The sequence below is a fragment of the Vibrio profundum genome, assembly GCF_050337555.1.
Classification (GTDB): Bacteria; Pseudomonadota; Gammaproteobacteria; order Enterobacterales; family Vibrionaceae; genus Vibrio; species Vibrio profundum.
Genome location: NZ_JAKJTA010000011.1, coordinates 150,033 through 168,634, shown reverse-complemented (window position 1 = coordinate 168,634; position 18,602 = coordinate 150,033). Strand labels below are relative to the sequence as shown.

16 protein-coding genes are annotated in these 18,602 nt (G+C 46.0%); 13 read left to right on the top strand and 3 right to left on the bottom strand.

Annotation, left to right across the window (positions count from 1 at the left end):
• Position 1 precedes the first annotated feature (1 nt).
• Entirely contained in the window at positions 2-871 is an 870-nt protein-coding gene (locus L4C34_RS12435) for a hypothetical protein (protein ID WP_428789658.1), read from the top strand.
• Between the two features lie 295 nt (positions 872-1,166).
• Here L4C34_RS12435 and L4C34_RS12430 read toward each other — a convergent pair whose 3' ends face one another.
• Together L4C34_RS12430 and L4C34_RS12425 are read right to left on the bottom strand one after the other, a co-directional pair.
• Positions 1,167-1,979 carry an alpha/beta fold hydrolase gene (locus L4C34_RS12430; RefSeq protein ID WP_428789657.1) on the bottom strand — a complete coding sequence of 271 codons (813 nt, stop codon included), beginning with the start codon at positions 1,977-1,979 and terminating at the stop codon, positions 1,167-1,169.
• A 112-nt stretch (positions 1,980-2,091) separates the two neighbouring features.
• Complete coding sequence (locus L4C34_RS12425; protein ID WP_428789656.1) at positions 2,092-3,477, bottom strand: MFS transporter; 1,386 nt, start codon at positions 3,475-3,477, stop codon at positions 2,092-2,094.
• A gap of 272 nt (positions 3,478-3,749) precedes the next feature.
• Here L4C34_RS12425 and L4C34_RS12420 point away from each other — a divergent pair, with 272 nt between their 5' ends.
• Positions 3,750-4,175, top strand: a complete 426-nt coding sequence (locus tag L4C34_RS12420; RefSeq protein WP_428789655.1) for a GNAT family N-acetyltransferase — start codon at positions 3,750-3,752, stop codon at positions 4,173-4,175.
• A gap of 61 nt (positions 4,176-4,236) precedes the next feature.
• Here the strand turns inward: L4C34_RS12420 and L4C34_RS12415 are convergent, their stop codons facing one another.
• Positions 4,237-6,003, bottom strand: coding sequence for a hypothetical protein (locus L4C34_RS12415; RefSeq protein WP_428789654.1), 1,767 nt, complete (start codon positions 6,001-6,003; stop codon positions 4,237-4,239).
• A gap of 1,351 nt (positions 6,004-7,354) precedes the next feature.
• Between L4C34_RS12415 and L4C34_RS12410 the strand changes: the two genes are divergently transcribed.
• The 11 genes from L4C34_RS12410 (at position 7,355) to nuoL (ending at position 18,592) form a co-directional block, all read left to right on the top strand.
• Positions 7,355-7,729, top strand: a complete 375-nt coding sequence (locus L4C34_RS12410) for an NADH-quinone oxidoreductase subunit A (protein ID WP_428789653.1) — start codon at positions 7,355-7,357, stop codon at positions 7,727-7,729.
• Positions 7,726-8,277, top strand: a complete 552-nt coding sequence (locus tag L4C34_RS12405; protein WP_428789652.1) for an NADH-quinone oxidoreductase subunit B — start codon at positions 7,726-7,728, stop codon at positions 8,275-8,277. Before L4C34_RS12410 ends, L4C34_RS12405 begins: the two co-directional genes overlap by 4 nt.
• Positions 8,278-9,975, top strand: a complete 1,698-nt coding sequence (gene nuoD / locus L4C34_RS12400; RefSeq protein ID WP_428789651.1) for an NADH dehydrogenase (quinone) subunit D — start codon at positions 8,278-8,280, stop codon at positions 9,973-9,975.
• 116 nt (positions 9,976-10,091) lie between these two features.
• Positions 10,092-10,661: an NADH-quinone oxidoreductase subunit NuoE gene (nuoE, locus tag L4C34_RS12395; protein WP_428789650.1), complete on the top strand. Its 570-nt coding sequence runs from the start codon at positions 10,092-10,094 to the stop codon at positions 10,659-10,661.
• Positions 10,661-11,944: an NADH-quinone oxidoreductase subunit NuoF gene (nuoF, locus tag L4C34_RS12390; RefSeq protein WP_428789649.1), complete on the top strand. Its 1,284-nt coding sequence runs from the start codon at positions 10,661-10,663 to the stop codon at positions 11,942-11,944. The genes nuoE and nuoF overlap by 1 nt, the downstream gene beginning before the upstream one ends.
• 2 nt (positions 11,945-11,946) lie before the next feature.
• Positions 11,947-14,313: an NADH-quinone oxidoreductase subunit NuoG gene (gene nuoG / locus L4C34_RS12385; RefSeq protein WP_428789648.1), complete on the top strand. Its 2,367-nt coding sequence runs from the start codon at positions 11,947-11,949 to the stop codon at positions 14,311-14,313.
• Positions 14,313-15,290, top strand: a complete 978-nt coding sequence (gene nuoH, locus L4C34_RS12380; RefSeq protein ID WP_428789647.1) for an NADH-quinone oxidoreductase subunit NuoH — start codon at positions 14,313-14,315, stop codon at positions 15,288-15,290. Before nuoG ends, nuoH begins: the two co-directional genes overlap by 1 nt.
• A gap of 28 nt (positions 15,291-15,318) precedes the next feature.
• Positions 15,319-15,852, top strand: coding sequence for an NADH-quinone oxidoreductase subunit NuoI (gene nuoI, locus L4C34_RS12375; protein WP_428789646.1), 534 nt, complete (start codon positions 15,319-15,321; stop codon positions 15,850-15,852).
• 15 nt (positions 15,853-15,867) lie between these two features.
• On the top strand, positions 15,868-16,389 hold the full coding sequence (locus L4C34_RS12370) for an NADH-quinone oxidoreductase subunit J family protein (protein ID WP_428789645.1): 522 nt from the start codon (positions 15,868-15,870) through the stop codon (positions 16,387-16,389).
• Positions 16,386-16,709, top strand: coding sequence for an NADH-quinone oxidoreductase subunit NuoK (gene nuoK, locus L4C34_RS12365; RefSeq protein ID WP_428789644.1), 324 nt, complete (start codon positions 16,386-16,388; stop codon positions 16,707-16,709). Before L4C34_RS12370 ends, nuoK begins: the two co-directional genes overlap by 4 nt.
• Entirely contained in the window at positions 16,709-18,592 is a 1,884-nt protein-coding gene (gene nuoL, locus L4C34_RS12360; RefSeq protein WP_428789643.1) for an NADH-quinone oxidoreductase subunit L, read from the top strand. The genes nuoK and nuoL overlap by 1 nt, the downstream gene beginning before the upstream one ends.
• The last annotated feature ends 10 nt before the right edge of the window (positions 18,593-18,602 follow it).

Here is an 18,602-nt window from a genome sequence, read left to right as displayed (position 1 = left end):
TATGTACAGACTACTCTCATCACAATCTATTGTTGATAATGTAGTAGTGTTACTTGCTCCTTACCTCGATAACTCAGGTCAGGGGCAAAGTATCCATTCTTTAAAGAAAGCCTACATTTCATTCTTAACCAACCTCAATCACACAGTCCCTAATAAATTAGGCCAATTATTCGAGTTCGACGTTTCTTTTGAAAAATCCATTCATAATTTTTTCAATTATAAAGATGAGAATATTGGTGCGGTCGTACGGAATACTCGTGCCCCAGAACATACAATGTCAGATTTGCATGATCCTGAATCACGCAACAAGCAATTGGAGTCCGCCTATGAAGGGTTTCAATCAATTGACCCTGTTTTTCATTCTTTATTTGGATTAATTATCAATAAAGTCTTGTCAACTTCGAACGAAAATGACCATGCAACAGGATCTGCATCTAACCCAAAGTTTCTTGGTATCGTCACGGTAAGTAAAGACATAGTAGTGACTTCTCAACGAGGAATACGAGAGGTTTTAGTGCATGAATTTACACATAATGCATATTTATTAGATGAGCTTAGGTGGGGGTACTTTAAAGACATGGCCAAAGTTCATAGTAAAGAAAACTATATAAAGTCATCGTTATTTAGTCGAATGCTACCTCTACCCCGAACTTTACATAGCCTACTCGTCGCTTGTGAAATCTTACTCTTAAGGAAGTCACTAAACTATCATCCTGAGCAATTCGATGGTCACCCTATAACTGAGACTATTTTGGAAAAAGCAAAAGTAACCAATAAGTTAATTATAGATAACAAACGCATCTCTAAAAATTTCACGCCACGCGCAATGCAGATCTTATCTTTGTGTGAAGAGACTATATGCAGTTATTAGGCGAGCTTTTCGAAGTCAATATTAGTTTAGTTTGAAATTTGGTCATGGCTTCAACTCATTGAAATGTAGCGTAATACCATGTTTAGGGAATAAACATGGCCAAGTTGAAGTACTCTGCTGATTTTGTGACCAGACTAAACCAGTGATAAAACATGATATAGGCACATTTATTGAACACGAATATGATCTCTAGAAAAGCGCATTAGTGTCACCATTGCTTTACTAGAACGTGAAGATGCAATACATCTGTGCTGCAGCGTGTATTGAAACGCTACAGCACGATTCGCTTTAGTGATTAAGCGTTAACCTTTAGGAAGTCCCGTAGCATTTTGGTCACCAAGGCTGGTTGTTCTAGATTGCTGATATGGCCAGCTTCGGGTATTTGCACCAGTTGACTGCCTGTGATGCAGTCATGCATTAGATACGACTCAAGCACTGGGCGAGGAATATCTTCTTGGCCCACGGCAATCAAGACTGGCAGTGCCAGCTTCTCGACATCTTCAATGATATCTCGGCGGCCAAATATCATGCGGCCAATTCGGGCGACTTCAATGGCATCTTCTCCCTTAATAGCAGCAAGCTGCTGGCGAAAGTTATTGACTAGTTGTGGGGACTTCTCAGCGCCATTTCGAGCAAAGAACAATGGGACGACAGCTTCTAGAATTGGCTCTGGTACGCTTTTCGCCATTGTAATGGTATCCAGCATTCCGAAGTACTTGTCTTTCATTACCTCTGGTTCGAATCCGACAAAGGTATCCATCATGACTAAGCTTTTCACGCGCTCGGGGGCAGCAACAGTAAGCTCTGCTCCCCACATCCCACCAGCAGATAGGCCGACAATCGAAAACTGGTCTACGTCTAAGCTATCCATTAGGGCCAGCATATCTAATGCGACACCCTTTAGATTACGTGTTTTTTCAGGTGCGCAAGAGGATTGGCCGTGTGCCCATAGATCGGGCACAATGCAGCGATAGGACTGGCTCAAGGCTTCGACCTGAGGAGTCCACATTTTGTGATCCCATAAGTAACTGTGACCGAACAGAACCACAGGCCCTTCCCCAACATCTAAGTAGGCCAGTTCGCGACCTTCGATGGAAAATGTCTTCATTTTTAATTCCAATAGCTTGAGTTATAAAATCAAAGATCACTACTACTAACATAAATCGCGATCTGGTGGAGTACATTCCTGCGCAAACAAATGCGTCAATTTGTCTAGATGTTTAGTGCAATTTTACGTCATTGTTGGCTTCGCTAATATGACTCGTGCGCATGCTTAATGCGATAACAACACCGACACTCATTAGTGAAAATAGCAACCAAGCGGCATGGTGGAAGCCTTCTAAAAAGCCACCTTGCGCTGAGCGGGCGAGCAATAAACATAAAGCAGCGCCGAGGTTTCCGCCGAGTTCTTGAATGGTGGAGTAGGTGCCTGTTGCAATACCGGCTTGGTGAACGGAGAGGGTGGAAACAGCAACTGTCGTCGTTGGGCCCCAAACGAGCGCGACAGCAACACCAAAACAAGACATCGCAGCGATGACCATGAGAGGGTTGGCATTGTGTTGTATGTTCACAAGAATGAGTGCGGACAGGGCGGCAAAGACAAAGCCTCCTGCTATCCAATATTTAGCATGATGTATGTTGTATAAACGCGCGACGATTGCAGACAAGAGTATTTGTGGTAGAGGCAAAAAGATCATCACTAACCCAACCTGAACGGCAGTGTAGTGGGCAATGTTTTCTAAAAAGAGTGGCACTAATAAAAAGGCACTCCAAATAAAGAAAATCAGTAAACCACTGTTGATCGATGCCTTGAGAAATAACGGATTACTCAGGAGGTCGGCGCGTAGTATCGGCATTTCAGTGCGTTTTTCTACCCAGAATAGGCTTAAAAAGCTTGCTAGGCTGAATGTTACCGCAAAGCCAATCCATACGTTGGGTAAAGAGCCATATTCAACGATTGAGAGGACTAAGCTACCGACTCCTAGTGTTAGCAATACCGTACCCCAAATATCTAATTTGGCACTTTCTTGCTCATTTTTACTTTCACTGGCGTATTTCGCGACTAAAAAGCTAGAGGTAACGGTCATTGCTAACACAAACCAATAGATAGAACGCCAGCCTAGATACCCAATTAACATGCCACCGACAATCGGACCCGCGGCTAACGAGACACCAATCACGGTAGCCCAAAGGCCGACGGCTTTGCTGCGTTGATGTTCTGGGAACTCCAATGCCATCATGGCCTGAGAGGCCGATAGCATGATGGCATTGCCAAGACCGGTGAGAAACTGCAAGGCAATAATCACGGAGATACTTTGGCTAAAAGCATCACCAATCATCGCCGTTGAAGTGCAAGCCAAGCCGATCATAAAGACTCTTTTCCGGCCAAAAATATCGGAAAGGCGGCCAAAGGTCACTAAAAAGGCGCAGCCAACAATGCCAAAAATATTGATGATCCATTGCGCTTGGATCAAGCTCGCGTGCATTTCTTTAGTGATGGTTGGCAGTGAAACGTTCATCATCGGATAGAAAATACTAATTGCCATAATGCCGATGCAGATGCCAAGAATACTTGGGATATTCAGCGCAGGGTTCACTTTACCCATAATTTGGTTCTCTTCTCTAGATATAGATGATGAAAAATAACGAGCAGGAGTACGTCTCAAGCCCAGTCGTTAGGTTTGGTCGCTATTATACGAGAATCTTGTTAGTACTGTATAGAGGTATGTAATATTAGTGTTTTTTATAACTTGTTGAAATGTAAAGGTTGAGGTATTTTTGATTGTGATTTTATTATTACACAATCAAATTTATGGCGTTAATGACCATTACTAGATACAACTTAGTATTTTTTAGAGCAAGTTTAGGAGCCTAGTTTATGAATAGAGTGAATATCACCCAACCTGCTCCTCCGAGCGAAGATCAACTTGAGCAACTGAAATGTGGCCTCGGTGGCTATAACCGTATCCACACTGGTGAGCTATTTCGTGAAAAAACGTCGACGTTTATTGAAACTGAAGATGGAAAAATATTGGGAGGCTTACGAGCTGAAATAAAATGGGGCTGGCTGTATGTAGATGCGTTATGGATCAGTGAAGAAATCAGAGGTGGAGGGTGGGGGAGTCGATTATTAAAGCAAATGGAAGACTATGCGTTGAGTAAGGATGTGACTAACTTTCACCTAGAAACCACGACTTTTCAGGCACTAGATTTTTATCGCAAGCAAGGGTATTCGGTATTTGGTGAATTGCCTGACATGCCACCGGGTCACACGTCTTACTTCTTAAAGAAGCAAGTGAAGTGATGGAATGGAATAAAAAGAGCGCTTTGGGTAAAGCGCTCTTTTGAAGGTATATCAGGAGTGATTACTTGTTATCTGTCGGAACCACAGCCCAAGCTGCATCCCAAGCGCGGCCTTTTGGATCTAAGGCGTAGGCACCACCTTGTGAACACCAACCGCCTTCGATGCACTGATAGACGTTGGTCTTCTCGCCTACATAAACATAGTCACCTGTTTTGTAGTCAGTTTTACTGGCATCGTAAGGTAGCGCGGTATAATCACCTTGCGCTGTAGACGCGCTAAACTGCGCGCCTGTCGCCTGTTCAACATTACTAATCGCAGCGTTGATAAGTTTGAACATCTTAGTGCGTTGACCAGAATTATTTAGGTCAAACACTTTCTTCGATGGGAAGCCTAACGTTTTCTTCGCTTGTACAAACGCATCGCTCGCTTGAGCAGATGTAATTAATTTAAGATCACCAGTTTTTGCATCTTTGTATGACAACTGCTGGAACGTTTTCACAAATACGGGCTTAAGATCGCCTACGCTGAATTGGACATTGTTCGTTACTTTCAATCCGTAGCTAGACAAGTCTTTTCCGTATACTTGATCTGTGTAGAAAGAGGCTTGACGCGTGTAGCGGTAGTAAGTATCGCCGCCAGTGTCAGTCGTACCGAGTGCTGCGCGATATTCATCTGGTGACAAGCTGTAATCGTTAAGGTGCGCAATGGCATTCTTATCCATATTGTCACAAACATTTAGGTAGCTTTTCAGTGGTGAGCTGTAAGAACCTGCATTGTAGACTACATTCATGACCACATCGGTGAGGCGGTTTGCGTCAGTCTTCGCGATGGAGTCATCCTGCAAGTTGGCAAAACAGACGTTCCAAGCTTGCTGGTTTTCATACCAGTCATTGCTAGCCAGTGTCTGGATTCGATTGACGTCATTAAAGTGGTAAAATGCAGTTGCCATTGGGGCGAAGTAGACATCATCCAATGCACTTGGGCCAGTCTTGTCGTTTTGTGCTAGGGAATCTTGATCATTGATGCTGTAGCCCAGTGTGGTGCGTACGGCGTCGTAGTTGATTAATCCTAGCGCACCGTCGGAGGCTTTGTTGTAAGGGAGGCGTTTGGCGTAATCATTGATCTGATAAGGTCCACCTTGGCCTACCGATAAGTAGATACCTTTAGTGGTTGGATTATTGATGGCCTGAGTCGCGGCATCTGGGTCAAAGTCTTTATTGATCACCGCATCTTCCAGCCCACCTTCTTGCATCAACTGCCCTAAAATCGTGCCGTACAAATAGTCTTTGTTGAATTGCAGTTCTGGGTATTTCTCATGCAGTAGGTGACCGTACATGACACCGCCAATCAGGTTAGACATGATGACAGTATTGGCGTACGGCGTACCGAGGTGGAAAATATCAATAGTGGATTCGCTGTCGCTATATGGGAAGGTCACATGGTGAATAACCGCATCTTTGGTTGGGATGGTTTCACCGCCGCCGCCACCTGAGCTACCTGGTGTGAAATCAACAACGGCGGTGAAGCTTGGCCAATCGGAGCTTGCGACAGTCGGTGAGCTGAGCCCTACAGAGACTGTACTACCGTTAGAGAACGGAGCCTGAGCGGTTTTACCGGCAGGAAGTTGGGTGTCAGAGGCTAATTGGATGGTGTATGACCATAGGTCTTTGACTTGAGGGTCATTAGAGCCGTATGTACAGTAGTAGGCGTTGACACAGCTGGAGGTCGGCGTGAACGTGAGAGTCTTTTCAATCACACCAGTTTGACCAGCGTACGCAGAGGCAGAACAAACGGCGCTGATAAGAGCCGGGAGTATAAGTGCGCGCATAAGAGCTTTTCCTTTTTAATCCTATTTTTTTTATTGAACCAATAGACAGCTCTAAATATTGCTATTTATGACTCCTCATGAATTGCAATTAATTGCATTTATGAGTGTATTGATCATAAAAAAGCAACATTTCCCTTACGGACGGAGCCACGTCCTTCCCTAACGAAAGGGAACAGAATTCCAATCGTTCTATTGATTATCCTGTGATAATTCAAACAGCTGAATGTTTCAATTTGAGTACGCCATTCGAATTAAATATATTTTTGCCGCAACCGATTTCGAAACACAACTGAAAGTTTGTTCATCAAGTAAATTAACATTTAACTGACTGTGTTAATGGTTTAGTGGCGTTACACTTAGCGGTTAAACAATAAAAGCCACTTGTTTTGCATGGTTTTTATTGTTTCTATTATCAGTTACTTATGTGTTTTGTCAGCGTCTGGTTATAGCTTGGTTTGGGTTTGTTATCTTGTAGTACTGAGCCGGAGTTTCTATGGGTTTTAAGCAAAAAATGCCCACAGAATCGATGTATTCTCCGAGCGTTAATTTAGCCTCCGAGGTTAAGGGATAAATTAATGCTCGGTCGATATAAGTGGCGCTTTTTCTCAGTTACTGGCCTGTGGTTGTGCAGATGCATATGCTGGCTTTATGATTGCTTTTTTGTAGGGCAGCTGAAGCTTCTATTTTATTCCTGAAAACATTGATTACTGAGACAGTGTTCACTGGCCCTCTTTCCTCCTTTTTATCGAAAACCTTGCCTATTTAGTGCATAAATTGAGCTGAATTTGCGCATAAATATTGCGAAATCACTAAATCGTTTGCTTATGCATTTTTCGCACGAATCTGTGGCGATTTTATGGCGTATTTATCTTAATAATCGCTTGATTTGTTATTAGGAGTTGTTAGAGTGACACCCGCTCTCTGGTACATTGGTCTGACAATCTGATTACATTTTTGTCACTAGGACTAATAAGTAAGCGAAGGGTGCTTTACATCATATTTCGTTATGAAATTTTTGTGGAGTGGCGCTAAGAACGTGACCGATACCTCGGTTATGCTCTTCCAGAGTACACCGTTTAGGTGTAAGGAGACTGCTAAGGATGTAAATGAAAGGCAAGGAGGTCAGTAATGGTCGACCGACCTTTTATTTTGTTGCAGTTAAACTTAACAGGGTGGGTATAAGACGCTTTCCTTTATATAAGGCAGAGCGCTTTGTGCGTAACCTAGGTTGGTAAAATCAAAAGGAACGCTGGACAAATACGCTTGCGAAACGCGGTGTTTTGTTGAATTCAGTTGTCATCAGACTGAAATAGCGCACTCAATGGACGAGTTATTATTAGGAGTTCAGTAAATGAGTGGCTTTAGTCCCGGCCTGATGATCGGCATCTTTACAGTAATCGTTATTGCTGTGATCGTTGCAATTCTATTTGCAAGCAAACTAGTCGGTGGATTCAACCGACGATATGAAGACGAACAACCTTTCGAATGTGGCCTTCTTCCTTCCGGTACCACCAAGCATAACTTTTCCATTAGTTACTACTTAATCGCTGTCGCGTTTCTTATTTTTGAACTTGAAGCCGCCATCCTTTTAGCGTGGGGTGTGGACTACTGGCAACTTGGTCTTGCTGGTGTCGGTGCTGCCGTGCTTTTCATCGTTATCCTTCTTTTAGGACTTGTATATATGTTGCGTAAAGGCGCATTTAAGCTCGGAGTGTACGAATCATGAGTGACATTATCCCAATTGTAGATCCAGGGACAGAGCAAGTGGATAAGAGCAAAAACTTTATGACTAACATTGTCGGTAAAGTTGATGATCTTATTGCTTACAGTCGTAAACATTCTCTTTGGCCATACAACTTTGGTACATCTTGCTGCTTTGTAGAAATGATGACTGCGGCGACGCCACGTTACGATATGGCGCGTTTTGGTTCAGAGGTTCTTCGTGGTTCACCGCGTCAAAGTGATGTATTGATCACGGCGGGTACTTGCTTTGTGAAAATGGCACCACTGATGAAGCACATCTACGACCAGATGCTGGAGCCAAAATGGGTGATCTCTATGGGATCGTGCTCTAACTCGGGCGGTATGTACGACATCTATAGTGTGGTACAGGGCGTAGATACTATCTTACCTGTGGACGTTTACATTCCGGGTTGCCCACCTCGTCCAGACGCATTGTTAGAAGGCTTGATCATGTTGCAAGACTACGTGAAAGCAAACCCAATTTCTATTCTCGAGAAAAACCGTAAGCCTCTTGGCCTAAGGGTGGAATAAATGAGTTCAGAACTAACACAAATCTTGACCTCTCGCTTTGGCGCAACTTTGCTGCCAAATGCCGTATTGGGTACAGAAAGTCTGCAAGTTGAGTGCGATCAACTGATCGACATGTTGACTTACCTGAAGAAAGAAGCGACGCCTAAGTTTGAAATGCTATTCGACTTGTCGGCGATCGACGAAGCAGAACGTGGTGGTGGCTTAACGGTCGTCTATCACTTGCTGAGTATCTCGGGCAACCAGTTTATTTCTGTTCGTACCCACATTAAGAACGATTCTATTGAAGTACCGACGGCTGTCGGTGTTTGGCCAAATGCAGATTGGTATGAGCGCGAAGTGTACGACATGTTCGGCATTAAGTTCCGCGGTCACCCTGATCTTCGTCGAATCCTTACTTTTGATTTTTGGAAAGGCCACCCGTTGCGTAAGACGTACCCAGCGCGCGCAACGCTAATGGACGAACCGTTTGACCTTGATGGAGAAGACTTCCAACGTGTGATGGAATCTTACGAAATCAAAGGCAAGCAAGAAGACGGCTCTATGGTGCTAAACATTGGTCCGAACCACCCAGGTACGGATGGTGTTATTCGCTTGAAAGTAAAAATGAAAGGCGAGCGCATCGATGAGCTAGACCAAGAGATTGGCTTTCACCATCGCGGAGCTGAGAAGCTTGCGGAGCGTCATACTTTCCACAACTACATCCCATACACTGACCGTATCGATTACCTTGGCGGCGTAGCAGGCGAATTGCCTTACCTACTAGGCTTGGAATCCATGACTGGCATTGAAGTGCCAGAGCGTGCTCAAACGATGCGCGTGATGTTGTGTGAATTTTTCCGAATGTCTAGCCACTTAGTATGGTTCGGTAGTATTACCCACAACCTTGGCGGTATGGCACCGGCGTTTTATGCCTTCACAGAGCGCGAAAAAATCTTTGATGTGATCGAGCTTATCTGTGGTGGTCGTATGCACCCAGCATTCTTCCGTATCGGTGGTGTATCGCAAGACTTGCCACATGGCTGGCGCGAGGCGGTTGATGTCGCGTGTGACGCAATCGAGAAGTTAATTCCGGATCTAGAAAAGCTGACGACCAAATCCTTGATCTTCAAGGCTCGTACCCAAGGTGTTGGTGTATATAGCCAAGAAATGGCGTTGGATTGGGGGTTAACAGGACCGAACCTGCGTGCAACGGGTATCGATTATGATGCACGTAAGAAATTCCCATACATGGGTTACGAAAATTACGATTTCGATGTACCGGTAGGTCAAGACGGCGACGCTTACACGCGTACAGTTTTGCGTATTGCTGAAGTAACGGAAAGCTTGAAGATCATTCGTCAAGCAGCGGATCGCATGCCTGAAGGTCCGATTTTGGCAGATAATGTGCCGAAATACGGCTTCCCGCGTAAAGCGAATGCTCTAAAAGACATCGAAACCTTGATCCACAGCTTCGTGGATACAGGGCGTGGCTTCAACTTCCCCGTTGCAGAAGTATTTGCGGCGACGGAAACGTCGAAAGGCCTAACGTCTTATCACACGGTAAGTACTGGCACAGGCTGTCCGTACCGTGTACGTATTCGTACTCCATCCTTTACTCATTTCCAGTCTGTCAAAGCCGTTTCAAAAGGTGACTTGCTGGGGAACATTATCTGTTTAATCGGTTCAATAGATTACGTATTGGCGGATATCGACCGTTAAACAGTCAATGATCGGCCCAAAGAGGCTGACATGAGACGCTTTTTTTACCGCTGCCATAAGACAGTGGAAAGCAAAGATACTGGTCGATGTAATGTCGGACCAATGTGAGGAAAAAAATGTTAACTGATCAAGAAATCGCGCATTTGGAGGAGCATATTGCTCATTATCCGGAGAAGCGAGCAGGAGCCATCTACTGCTTGTATTTCGTCCAGGATAAATATGGATATATCACCAAAGAGGGTTTAGAAGCTGTTAGTGAACTGACAGAGCTTTCAACGACCCAGCTCGACGAAATTATTACTTTCTACACGCTGCTGCGCCGCCGACCTGTTGGCCGCAACGTAATGCGTGTTTGCGATAGTATCTCTTGTCATACCCGTGGTTCGAAAAAAGTGCTCGAAGCTGCGAAAAAAGCAACGGGTAAAGAACTCGGTGAAATCGCAAACGAAGGCAGCGTGACTGTTCTTCCAAGCATCTGCTTGGGCCTTTGTGATCGTGCTCCAGCAGCGCTTATCAACGATGACCGCGTTGAAGGCGAGCTTACTGAAAGCAAAATGCGCGACATCCTAGCCCAACTTGCGGCAGAAGAGATGGCACTGGCAGAGAAGCCAGATTACCGCAGCATGATCGCAATGCTGACTCCGCAAGATGAGCCTAGTAAGCCATTAGAATCGGAGAAAGCGTAATGGAATTAGTACTGAGCCGTAACTTTCATAACGAAAAACCGCTTGACCTTGCTGGCTATAAAGCGGCAGGTGGATACGCAAGCTTAGATACAATTATTGGTAATCCACGTGAGCCACTATTAGAAGAAATCAAAAACTCCGGCCTACGCGGCTGTGGTGGTGGTGGTTTCCCTACTGGCATGAAATGGGGCTTCCTAGCCAAAGATGCCTCTCACCCAGTTTACCTAGTAGTCAACCTTGATGAATCTGAACCGGGCTCTTTTAAAGACCGTCAGGTTCTATACCGCGACCCGCACACAATTTTAGAAGGCGTGATTGCAAGTAGTTACCTACTTGGCGCAGATAAAGCGTTTGTTTTCATCCGTGGTGAATACCGCGAAGGCGCTCGACTACTTGAAAAAGCAGTCGAAGAAGCACGTGCGGCTGGCATGGTCGGCAAAAACGTAATGGGTACTGGTTGGGACTTCGACGTCGACGTTCACTTGAGTGCAGGCCGTTACATTTGTGGTGAAGAAACAGCACTATTGAACGCACTTGAAGGTTACCGTGCTAACCCTCGTTCTAAGCCACCATTCCCTATCGTGAAAGGTCTTTGGGGCCAACCAACCATCGTGAACAACGTTGAAACGGTTTGTCATATCCCTTGGATCGCCCACAAAGGCGCGGAGTGGTTTAAGTCACAAGGTAAAGGCAAGGCTTCTGGTAGCCATATTTACCAAGTTTCTGGCCCAGTGAAAAAGCCTGGCTTCTTTGAGCTGCCAATGGGCACTACGGCTCGTGAGCTTATTTTTGAACACGCAGGTGGTCTGCTAGATGACCGTGAACTGGTTGGATTCTTGCCAGGCGGTGCGTCGACTCAATTTATGCTGCCTGAGCATTTAGATGTGCCACTTGACTGGGAAGGTCCTGGAACCGTTGGTTCACGCTTGGGTACGGGCGGCATTATCGTTATGGACGATTCTATTTGTCCTATCGATTTTATGATCAACCTAACAGAGTTCTTCGCTCGTGAATCTTGTGGCTACTGCACGCCTTGTCGTGACGGCTTGCCTTACTTGGTTCACGTGATGGAGAAATTTGAAAAAGGTGACGCTAAGCAAGCGGATCTCGATTTGCTTCATGAGTTATGTGAAACCATTTATCCGAATACTTTCTGTGCGTTAGCTCCGGGTGCATTGATGCCGGTTATGGCAGGCCTGAAGCACTTCAAACATGTCTTTGAGTCTCATATTGCGGCGAAATGTTGCGATCATGAGAAGCAATGTGAGTTAGAGGAAGCTTAATCATGGGTACGATTTATATTGATGATAAAGCGGTTGAGTTTAAGCAGGGCGATAACGTTCTAGATGCTGCTCGCCGTGCTGGCATTGAAGCGCCGTACTTTTGCTACCACCCAGCATTAGGTGCAGCAGGTTCATGCCGTATCTGTGCGATGGAAACTGTGCCGCAAAAAGAAGGCGAACGTCCACGCACTGTGATGACTTGTACGATTCCGGCTCAAGACGGCCAGCGTTACAAGTTCCAAAGTGATAAAGCCAAGCAAATCCAAAAAGGTGTGGTTGAGTTCTACATGACGAACCACCCGAACGATTGCCCAGTGTGTGATGAAGGTGGCGACTGTCACTTACAAGACACGACAATCAACGTTGGTCATGCTTACCGTCGTTACGATGGTATGAAGCGCACGATGCCAGACCAATACATGGGTCCATTGGTTTACCAAACCATGAACCGCTGTGTGACTTGCTACCGTTGTGTGCGTTTCTACCAAAACTACGCGCTAGGTGACGATTTTGGCGTAATGGGTTCAAGTAACCATGTCTTGTTCCGCCGTACTGAAGATGGCGCATTCGATAGCCCATTTTCAGGCAACCTAGTCAGCGTTTGTCCAACAGGTGTATTTACCGATAAAGTTTATCGTCGTAAGTACAGCCGTACTTGGATGCTCGAAAAATCCGATTCAATCTGTTCAGGTTGTAGTGTGGGCTGTAGCATCGAAGCGGGTGGCCGCGAAGGTACGCTGCGTCGCGTGGTTCCTTCTGAAAAATCAGAAGTAAACCCATACTTTATCTGTGACCGTGGTCGTTACGGCGCGCACGGCACTGAAGCGAAAGATCGTCCACTGCAAGTGAAAGTTGCTGGCGAAGTAAAAGCCGCTGCGAATCCATCTCAAGTGCTTTCGAAAGCATTGGGTGAAGCGCAAGGCCGTGTCGGTATCCTAGGTTCAGTCGAAGAAGACTTGCTAACCAACGTTGCATTGCGTCAGCTTGCTGGTCAACTTAACGCTCCGTTCTCACCGTTTATCTCAGCAGCTCAAGAAGCGCTAACTAAAGCAGCAGTGGCAGCGAACACCAATGCAGCAAGTGTCGCTGATATCGAAAAAGCAGACTTGGTGCTAGTGGCCGGTGAACTAACTGAACATGCGGCAATGCTTGATTTGGCTGTACGCCAAGTCATCAAAGAGAAACGCCCAGTTTACATCCTTCACTCTACAGGTTCTCACCTAGTGACGGCTTCACGTAAGTTGCAAAAAGGGCACAGCCACGCGGCGAACCCAGCGCAATGGGGTGAGGTCTTGGCTGACGTTAGCCGTGCATGTGCAGGTGAAACAGTCAGTAACGAATGGGCAACTTCTTTCGCTAACGTAGCAAAAGAAGCGAAGAACGTTGTGGTTCTTGGTGTTGCTGAGCTTCTGCATGTTGCGGGTATCAAAGCAATGCAAAACATTGCAACGACTATCGGTGAGCCAGCGAAATTGACATTGGCACTTCCATCAGCGGGTTCAACAGGCGCAGCGCTATTGGCTGAATCTGATTCTTGCCACAACCTGATGGAGCAGCTGAAGCAAGGCAAACTCGATACATTGCTTGTCGTAGGCAGCGACCCATTTGGTGATACGGCTCATGAATGGTCTGCACTGCGTTCAAATGTGAAGCAGCTTATCGTTGCTGATAAGGTGAACACCAAAACGCTGAAAGCAGCGGATATGGTGATTCCTCTTGCTGCATGGCCTGAGCGTAACGGCATGACTATCAACTACGAAGGTCGTCTACAGTCTTTTGCTCGTGCATTTAAACGCGAAGAGCAGCTGTTTAGCGCAGAAGTCTTGATTGAGCAGATGGCCGATGTCGACCAAGCAGAAATCAATGAGTACCTAAGTCAGCTAACGGAGACTCATCCACAAGCGGGTTCTATGGGCGTGCATTTGGATGCGAAAGCAATGGCCGTTTCTCTTTCTGCGAAAGAGCAGCAAGCAGGCTTTGCTTACACTCAACCAACCGCGACTCAAGCGGCACTATCGCGTTGGCACGGTGAAGGTTATGTAGCGAATCACTCAGAATCTTTGGTGTCTTTGAAACCGTCTAACTCTATCCATATCGGTGAAGCAATGGCTAAGCGCCTGAGCATCGCTAACGGCGATCGTATTGCCGTGCAATGTGGTGGTTTGAAAGTAAACCGAGTGGCAATTGTAGATAAGCAAGTGGCTGAACAAACTGTTGCTATGTCTCGTGCGGATCTATGTACGTTGAAGGCAGATATCGGCGCTGCATTGGACGTAACGAAAGCCCCAGATCTGTTTATTGATGCAAGCTTGAAGATGGCTGATGAAGGCAAGACTCAAGACGCTCAAGAATTGGTAGGAGAAGCGTAATGGATGCGTTGAGTTATTGGATTATGGTGGCCATTGGGATGGTAGTAACTATCCTTGGCTTGATCCTTGTTGCGGGCTACACCGTATTGTTTGAGCGTCGCGCTTTGGCGCTCCTTCAAGACCGGTATGGACCAAACCGTGCGGGGCCTTTCGGTATCTTTCAGGCCTTGTGTGATGCAGCAAAATTGTTGACTAAGGAATACTTCCTACCAGGGTTTGTGGACAAGAAGCTTTATGCTTTAGCGCCGATCTTGGTCGTGGTTTCTATTCTTGTGAGTTTTGCGCTACTTCCTATTGGTAAAAATATCTCATGGGCGGGAGACTTTAACATTGGTCTTCTATTCCTAATGGGGTTGAGCTCCATTCACGCTTATGGTGTGTTCCTTGGTGGTTGGGCTTCTAGCTCTAAGTACACTATGTTGGGTGCGATTCGTACCATTGCACAGCTTGTCAGTTACGAGCTAGCAATGGGTGTCGCGTTGCTTGGCGTGGTGATGCTATCAGGTACCTTTAACTTGAGCGAGATTGTCGACAAGCAAACTATTCCTTACATCGTACTCCAACCAGTGGGTTTCTTAGTCTTCCTGATTGCAGGTATTGCTGAGACACACCGTTTGCCATTCGATATGCCAGAAGCTGAGAACGAACTGAATGCAGGTTTTAACACCGAATACGGTGGTATGCCATTCGCAATGTTCTTCTTGGGCGAATACCTAGGTGTCATCCTTGTCGGTGCAATGACCACGACTCTCTACCTTGGTGGCTGGCATGGTCCTTGGGCTGAAACTCATCCTCTAATGGGCGTGTTTTGGTTTGTGTTGAAAACCTTCTTCTTGGTGTTCTTCTTTGTTTGGATGCGCGCAAGTGTGCCACGTACTCGTTACGACCAATTAATGGCGTTTGGTTGGAAATTCCTACTGCCAATTGGTCTAGTGAATATCTTAGTCACCGCTATCGTCGGGGCCTTCTGGATGTGATCCGGGCAAAGTTGAACGAGAGAGAATCATGAAAATATTAAAAATACTCAGTGAAGTTACCGGGGCATTTGGAGCGACAATTAAGCACGCTTGGGCTCCCCGCGATACGGTTTTATACCCAGAGGTAAAACCGGATTTACCAGAGCGCTGGCGTGGACGTATTGTCCTGACCAAAGATCCAACGGGTGATGAGCGTTGTGTAGCCTGTTACTTATGTTCATCTGTGTGCCCATCAAATGCGATTACCATTCAAGGTTCTGAGCGTGAAGATGAGCGTCGTTACGCGAAGAAGTTCCAATTGGACTTCAGCCGTTGCATCTTCTGTGGCATGTGTGAAGAAGCGTGTCCGACTCTATCGATTCAATGTACAACTGATTTTGAAATGGGCAAATACTCCCGCGATAAAATGGTGTACCAGAAAGAAGATCTTCTGATTGATGGGCCGGGCAAACACCCTGACTTTAATTACTACGAGCAAGCTGGCGTAGCGATCAAAGGTAAGGCCATTGGGGATGGTGAGCTTGAAAAGCCACCTATCGACGTCTACACATTGCTGCCGTAAAGGCGAGGTAAATCAATGTTAACCTGGAATATTATATTCTATGCCAGCAGCGTGATTATGCTACTTGCTGCGATTGGCTTGCTATTTGTCAAGGATCCAATGCATGGTGCGGTCTACCTGACCACATCTTTGCTGGCCCTAGCCGTTATCTTTTATTTGCTAGGAGCGCCATTTGTTGCTGCTCTGCAATTAATTTTGTACATCGGCGCAATCATGGTGTTGTTTGTCTTCTTTATTATGCTGAGTCCAGCGAGCGAAAGCTTTCCGATGACGATGAATAAAAGCATCATTTTCCCAGTGATTTTGATGGTTGTCATGCTGGTAGAAGGCCTTATCGTAATGCAGCATTCCTTGACCATAGATTCGGCGAAAACCATTGAAATGATCAGTGCGAAAGCGGTAGGTAAAGATTTGTTCGGCCACTACAAAATGGCGGTTGAATCAATCTCTACCTTGCTACTAGGTGCTTTGGTTGCGGTTATCTACTTAGCTGCGCACGTAAAACCTGAAGCGGATTCAGCGGAGGAACAAGCATGAGTGTGTTTACCGTTTTAACCTTGTCAATGCTGATGTTCGTCATTGGTCTATTGATTGTTTTGGTTCGTCGCCAGCTGCTTTTTGTCTTGATGGGCATTGAAGTGATGCTAAACGGCGTCGCGTTAGCGGCTGTTGGGGCAGGACAATATTGGAACGACCCGACTGGCCAGATCATTGCTCTATTTTTGATGATTGCGGCGGGCTGTGAACTGTCGGTGGTATTGATGCTTTCTATGCTGTCATACCGTCATCTGAAGACGACTCGTATCGATAAGCTTAACCAGCTGAGCGATAAGCTAATTGCGGAGGGTGAGCTGTAATGAATAACTGGTTATGGTTAATCCCAGCAGCTCCTTTGTTGAGCGCTGCGATAATCGTGTTGCTGGGCGGGCGTATGCCTGTGCGTGCCAGCGGTATTTTGGCAGCAACATCTGTCTTTATTTCTGCCATTTTGGTTGGTTTGCTTTGGATCAACAGCGACTTCAACCCTGACTACCACCAAGCTCTTTGGACTTGGATGTCGGTCGGGACATGGAACGTTAAGATTGGATTAAGTGTCGACAAATTGTCTCTTGTGATGATCACAGTGACAACTTGGGTTGGCTTCTTAATTCACTTGTTCTCAGTGCCTTTCATGCGCAAGGACTTCGGTGAGCGTCGTTACTTCTGTTACTTGAACTTGTTCGTTGCAGGCATGTTGATGTTCGTGATGTCTGACAACTTGATCTTGTTGTACACAGGTTGGGAAGTGATGGGCCTATGTTCTTATGGCTTGATTTCTCACTACTACAAGCAAGAGAAAAACGTTTACTCCGGCCGTAAAGCATTCGTGGTGACCCGTATTGGTGATACCTTGCTTGCGATTGGTATCTTGCTAACGTTTGTTGTCTTCAAAACCGTTAACCTGAACGAAATCTTCCATATTGCCACGACGCAGCCAATGGACTTGTGGCTAATTGGCGCAATCTGCTTGCTCTTTATGGCGGGTGGTATGGCCAAGTCGGCACAGTTCCCGTTCCACGTATGGCTACCAGAATCAATGGCAGGCCCGTCAACGGTTTCCGCTCTGATTCACGCGGCGACCATGGTAACGGCTGGTGTGTATCTGATTGCTCGTACACATGTACTGTACAATCTGGTTCCTGATATTGCTTGGTGGGTATCGTTAGTTGGCGCGTTCACAGCGTTCTACGCAGCGACTTGTGCTGTGGCGCAAAACGATGTTAAACGTATCCTTGCTTATTCAACCATCAGCCAAATCGGTTACATGTTTGCCGCGCTGGGTGTCGGTGCTTACGATCTTGCGATTTTCCACGTTGTGGTTCACGCATGCTTTAAAGCGCTGCTGTTCATCAGCTCTGGTGTCATCATTGACATGTTCAACCACGATCACGACATCCGCAAGATGGGTGGTCTAGGCAAGCGCCTACCTTGGTTGAAGTGGACGTATCTAGCCGGTTGTGCAAGTTTGGCCGCACTTCCTCTGATCACTGCAAGTTTCTTCTCGAAAGATGCAATCATTGCAGCGACAGACACTTCGCCACATTACGGTTGGTTGCTAGCAGGTCTTGGCTTAGTTGGCGCATTGTTTACCAGTATCTACAGCTTCCGTATGTACTTCATGGTATTCAACGGCAAAAACCGCACCGAGTTCAGCAAGCCAGCTTACATCAGTGAGAAAGGTCTACCTTGGCAAATGAAAGTGGCCACGGGTATTTTGGCTGTTGGCTCTATCGCGATTGGCTGGATTCAGTTCCCTGCTGATTGGTCATTCGGTCCGCACCTATTCTTCCCTTGGTTAGAGCCACTTCTTGGCAAAGCGCCAGAGTTAAGTTCTTCTATGAGCACAGTGCTTGAAATCCTAGGCTCTGCAATAGCAATTGCGGGTGTTTGGATTGCACACGTGATGGTGAAGAAAGAGCTGAAATCAGGCCGTGGCATTGGTGATAACGCCTTCTTGAATGCTGCATGGCATATCGATGATCTGGCTAAGTTCATCTTCGTTGGAAGTTTTAAAGCACTTACCCGTGTACTTGAAACTGTCATCGAACGCTGGATTCTGAATAAAGCGATGGTTGGTGGTGTGTCTGCACTGCTTTCAAACAGTGGTGAAGTCCTGAGTGAAGGACAAGGCAATCAACTATCACGTTATGTGTTACTGATGATTGTTGGTGCTGTGTTGTTACTGTTTTATGTGGTTTGATCAATATAGG